The organism is Bacillus paranthracis, assembly GCF_024296885.1.
GTDB classification, from domain to species: domain Bacteria; phylum Bacillota; class Bacilli; order Bacillales; family Bacillaceae_G; genus Bacillus_A; species Bacillus_A paranthracis.
The window spans coordinates 302,501-307,500 of the sequence record NZ_CP101135.1 but is presented as its reverse complement, the minus strand read 5'-3'; the positions used below and the strand labels follow the sequence as shown (position 1 = coordinate 307,500).

Annotated in this window: 2 protein-coding genes, 2 rRNA genes and 1 pseudogene (2 of these 5 running past the window's edge); 1 reads left to right on the top strand and 4 read right to left on the bottom strand. The window is 41.8% G+C overall.

Annotated elements, in window-relative coordinates:
• Both NLJ82_RS01685 and NLJ82_RS01680 read right to left on the bottom strand, forming a co-directional pair.
• Nucleotides 1-1,053, bottom strand: a protein-coding gene (locus tag NLJ82_RS01685) for an IS3 family transposase (RefSeq protein WP_085964323.1) whose coding sequence is annotated in 2 segments (ribosomal slippage) — nucleotides 1-801 and nucleotides 801-1,053 — 1,158 coding nt in all; it reaches 104 nt to the left of the window's first position. Because the reading frame shifts where the segments join, the coding sequence is not laid out codon by codon here.
• A 132-nt stretch (nucleotides 1,054-1,185) separates the two neighbouring features.
• Nucleotides 1,186-2,118, bottom strand: coding sequence for a DMT family transporter (locus NLJ82_RS01680; RefSeq protein WP_164468373.1), 933 nt, complete (start codon nucleotides 2,116-2,118; stop codon nucleotides 1,186-1,188).
• Between the two features lie 106 nt (nucleotides 2,119-2,224).
• Here NLJ82_RS01680 and NLJ82_RS01675 point away from each other — a divergent pair.
• Nucleotides 2,225-2,808 (top strand): annotated as a pseudogene (locus tag NLJ82_RS01675) (nuclease/transposase family protein); the annotation flags it as partial.
• A gap of 230 nt (nucleotides 2,809-3,038) precedes the next feature.
• Here NLJ82_RS01675 and rrf read toward each other — a convergent pair.
• Both rrf and NLJ82_RS01665 read right to left on the bottom strand, forming a co-directional pair.
• A 5S ribosomal RNA gene (gene rrf / locus NLJ82_RS01670) occupies nucleotides 3,039-3,154 on the bottom strand.
• Between the two features lie 49 nt (nucleotides 3,155-3,203).
• Nucleotides 3,204-5,000 (bottom strand): 23S ribosomal RNA (locus NLJ82_RS01665) (it continues 1,126 nt past the right edge of the window).

The following is a 5,000-nucleotide window of genomic DNA, read 5'->3' as shown; positions in this document are numbered from 1 at the left end:
CAGTTGTGTTGGATACTTTTGTTATCTTTTGTGAATAGAAAGCTTCACTTTTCAAATGACCAAAGAAGCTTTCCATGACGGCATTATCATGGCAATTTCCTTTCCGGGACATGCTGGTGATAATGCCGTTTTCTTTGGCGTACGCTTGAAATTCTTTTGCTGTATAAATACTTCCTTGATCCGAGTGAAGAAGGACACCTTTTACTTTTCGCCCTCTCATTGCTTGTTTTAATGTCTTCATCGCCAATGTCAGTGTTTGCGACTCGCTGATGACACAACTAATAATTTCACGATTAAAGGCATCCATAATCGTTGATAAATACAAGGTACGCTCTCCAAATAATAAATAAGTTACATCCGTAAACCACTTTTCATTTGGTCTGGATGCATCGAATTGGCGCTCCAATCGATGAGGGGCTACCATTGGTTCCGCACCATTGATATATTTCTTTTTCTTTCGACGTACTTTTGAAAGAATATGATTTTGTCTCATGATTCGTAATACTTTTTTATGATTGACACACAGTCCCATTTTTCGAAGAGTAGCGGTCACTCTTCGATATCCATACCGGAATCTATGCCTAAGACAAATATCCTTTACTTTCTCTTCTATATCCTCTTTTAGATCTTCCGTTCGTTGTAACCAACGATAAAATGTGGACCGGGGTAATTCTAATACGTTACACAATTCTTTTACCGTTAGCTTTGTTTTTAAATCGTTCCATAAAGTAACTACAGTTTCTGGTTTCAGCCCCTTTCGATTTCTAGATACTTTCCCCATACAAGTAATTTTGTTTTTAGATGTTTATTTTCTAAGCGTAACTGTTCCAATTCATTTAACTCTTTTGGCCCTTTTCCATAAGAATATTGTTTTCCTACAGGTTGTTGAAAACGGTACGTTTGACCGGTACGATACCATTTCATCCATGTCTTAATTTGAGAAACATTTTTAATTTCAAGCTTCTCCATAATTGTCCGATTGGAATATCCATCCTTTTTCATTTCAATCACTTTCCACTTTATTTCTTCTGGGTAATGAACTCTTGTTTTCAAACCAAAAACACCTCCTGAATTTGCATACTTAGTATGCGAATTCAGGAGGTGTTTTTTTCATGTGCCACTATTCGGGTTCACTTCATATATATTAGGTGTTTTTTTATATTTAAACTATATACAATATGTTACTTAGCATTCCTTACTATTCAAGTTATTCTTCTTTAATAACTTACTTATCTTTTGTCTATCTGCCCATCCTACTCCTATTAAGACTAAACTTCCTCCTATTACTATCTTCCAAGTTAAAGACTCATCTAATAAAGCAATTGAAGCAACAATACTTATTAACGGTAAGGCATTTAAATATAATCCACTTACTGATGCCGAGACTGTCTCTAATGCTCTATTCCAAAACCAATACGCTAAAATTGTTGCACCTATAACAAGATACATTACACTAAATCCAGTCTTCCATGTTTCGATTTCTGGGAAACCATAGTAAAAAGTTTCTATCATTGCAAATGGTAATAAAATAACAGCTCCAATAATTAAAGTTAATGTTGTAAAAACCTTGTTTGATAAATACTGTTCTTGTTTTGGTCTTTTCAACAATACTGTATAGAAAGCAAATAAGAAAGTGCTTAATAAAATAAGGGTATCTCCTATTAAAGATACTTCTTGATTACCGTTACTAGATGGGATGGTAATAAGAAGTACTCCAGCAGCTCCCAATACAATACCGATCCAATAATTAAGCTGAATTTTTTCTTTCAAAAAGATCGCTGAAAAAAGAATTGTAACTAACGGCAAAGCAGCATCAATAATACTAACATGTAATCCACTTGTTAAAGAAATACCGTAGGATGTGAACATAAAGTAACCAGCTACACCAGTAAAAGATAGTAAACTCATTCTTTTCCACGGCACTTGTTTATGTACAACCGACTTTTTTAATTGTTTAAATGAAAATAACAAACAAATTCCACCAGCGAAGAAAAGGCGAATAAATAACAAAGTAAATGGCTGAATAGATTCTAACGCCCACTTTGTTGGCGCAATGGCTGTCCCCCATAATATAACAGCCACTAATAACATGCATATTTCTTTCATAATCCCCCACACCCATCAATAATATATATTAATTACCTTAATTATAGATTTTTTGATGAATAAAATCCTTTAAAAGTGAAAAGACATTGTATAAATTGAAACTTTAATCAGTGGGGGGTTACTTCAGCGCATGTCACATAGCTCAAAAGCGTTGCGAAATGTTGGCTTGTACACGATGAAACAAAGTTACTTAAACAATAACAGGATGGCTACTGTAAAAGAAGTAGATACTGCCATGCAAGCCAATACGAATGATTGGGGCGTTCAATCAAATTCTGTTCAAGCGATTCGCAGAGCCTTATATGCAGAAATGAAGAGCTTTTTTAAAGCGTTGGAACAATGGAAGAAAAATCCTGAGAAGTTCACAGGGCGTCCGAAGTTTCCAAATTATTCTCGTTTCACTGACAAACGAATCATTGAAATCTATCAAGTCCCTAAAGTGGATAATAACAGGTATTGGATGGTTCCGATGAATGTGGCATTCAGAAAAAATTGGGTTCCATTAAAATACGTATGCCGAAAAATTTAAGACATAAAAAAATCTTCTACATTGAGATTGTACCGAAGCAAAAAAAGTCGGTTCTTGAGGTGCATGATACATATGAAATGCATGTTTCTCAAATGAAGAAACCATCCACGACTACGAGTAACGCTTTGAATTGCAATTTAGGTGTAGATAGATTAGTAAGTTGCGTGACAAATCGTAGGGTAGCATGAATACTAGAGCGTCAAACCGTCTAGCGATAGACGAAAAGACCTAGCGCTCGAGTTCAAGCCCCCACTGAAAGGCTTTGTCTCACTGGGGGTAGTTGACTTTAAAACGTCTCTATTTCATCCTTTTCTCTCATTAAGATTACTGAATTTACGGATTATGTCATTTGATATATATAAATAAACACAAAAAAACCTAAGTCGAAACGACTTAGGTTTTTGCTTGGCGACGTCCTACTCTCACAGGGACAAGGTCCCAACTACCATCGGCGCTAGAGAGCTTAACTTCCGTGTTCGGTATGGGAACGGGTGTGACCTCTCTGCCATCATCACCAAACTATGAAGGCATATTCCTTCAAAACTAGATAACATTTGCTACATATTATATGGTTAAGTCCTCGATCTATTAGTATTCGTCAGCTCCACATGTCACCATGCTTCCACCTCGAACCTATCAACCTGATCATCTTTCAGGGATCTTACTAGCTTACGCTATGGGAAATCTCATCTTGAGGGGGGCTTCATGCTTAGATGCTTTCAGCACTTATCCCTTCCGCACATAGCTACCCAGCTATGCCCTTGGCAGAACAACTGGTACACCAGCGGTGCGTCCATCCCGGTCCTCTCGTACTAAGGACAGCTCCTCTCAAATTTCCTACGCCCACGACGGATAGGGACCGAACTGTCTCACGACGTTCTGAACCCAGCTCGCGTACCGCTTTAATGGGCGAACAGCCCAACCCTTGGGACCGACTACAGCCCCAGGATGCGATGAGCCGACATCGAGGTGCCAAACCTCCCCGTCGATGTGGACTCTTGGGGGAGATAAGCCTGTTATCCCCGGGGTAGCTTTTATCCGTTGAGCGATGGCCCTTCCATGCGGAACCACCGGATCACTAAGCCCGACTTTCGTCCCTGCTCGACTTGTAGGTCTCGCAGTCAAGCTCCCTTATGCCTTTGCACTCTACGAATGATTTCCAACCATTCTGAGGGAACCTTTGGGCGCCTCCGTTACACTTTAGGAGGCGACCGCCCCAGTCAAACTGCCCACCTGACACTGTCTCCCGGGTCGATAAGACCCGTAGGTTAGAATTTCAATACAGTCAGGGCGGTATCCCACCAGCGCCTCCACCGAAGCTAGCGCTCCGGTTTCAAAGGCTCCCGCCTATCCTGTACAAACTGTACCAAAATTCAATATCAGGCTACAGTAAAGCTCCACGGGGTCTTTCCGTCCTGTCGCGGGTAACCTGCATCTTCACAGGTACTATAATTTCACCGAGTCTCTGGTTGAGACAGTGCCCAAATCGTTACACCTTTCGTGCGGGTCGGAACTTACCCGACAAGGAATTTCGCTACCTTAGGACCGTTATAGTTACGGCCGCCGTTTACTGGGGCTTCAGTTCAGAGCTTCGCTTACGCTAACCCCTCTCCTTAACCTTCCAGCACCGGGCAGGTGTCACCCCCTATACTTCGCCTTACGGCTTCGCAGAGAGCTGTGTTTTTGCTAAACAGTCGCTTGGGCCTATTCACTGCGGCTTTCCGTTAAGAAAGCACCCCTTCTCCCGAAGTTACGGGGTCATTTTGCCGAGTTCCTTAACCAGAGTTCTCTCGCACACCTTAGGATTCTCTCCTCGCCTACCTGTGTCGGTTTGCGGTACAGGCACCTTTTATCTCGCTAGAAGCTTTTCTTGGCAGCGGGGAATCAAAGACTTCGCTCCATAAGGAGCTTCCCCATCACAGCTCAGCCTTTACGATAAGCGGATTTGCCTACTTATCAGCCTAACTGCTTGGACGTGCACAACCAATCGCACGCTTCTTCTATCCTTCTGCGTCCCTCCATTGCTCAAACGATAAAGAGGTGGTACAGGAATATCAACCTGTTGTCCATCGCCTACGCCTGTCGGCCTCGGCTTAGGTCCTGACTAACCCTGAGCGGACGAGCCTTCCTCAGGAAACCTTAGGCATTCGGTGGACGGGATTCTCACCCGTCTTTCGCTACTCATACCGGCATTCTCACTTCTAAGCACTCCACCAGTCCTTCCGGTCTGACTTCACTGTCCTTAGAACGCTCCCCTACCACTGATACCATTCGGTATCAATCCGCAGCTTCGGTGGTGTATTTAGCCCCGGTACATTTTCGGCGCAGAGTCACTCGACTAGTGAGCTATTACGCACTCTTTAAA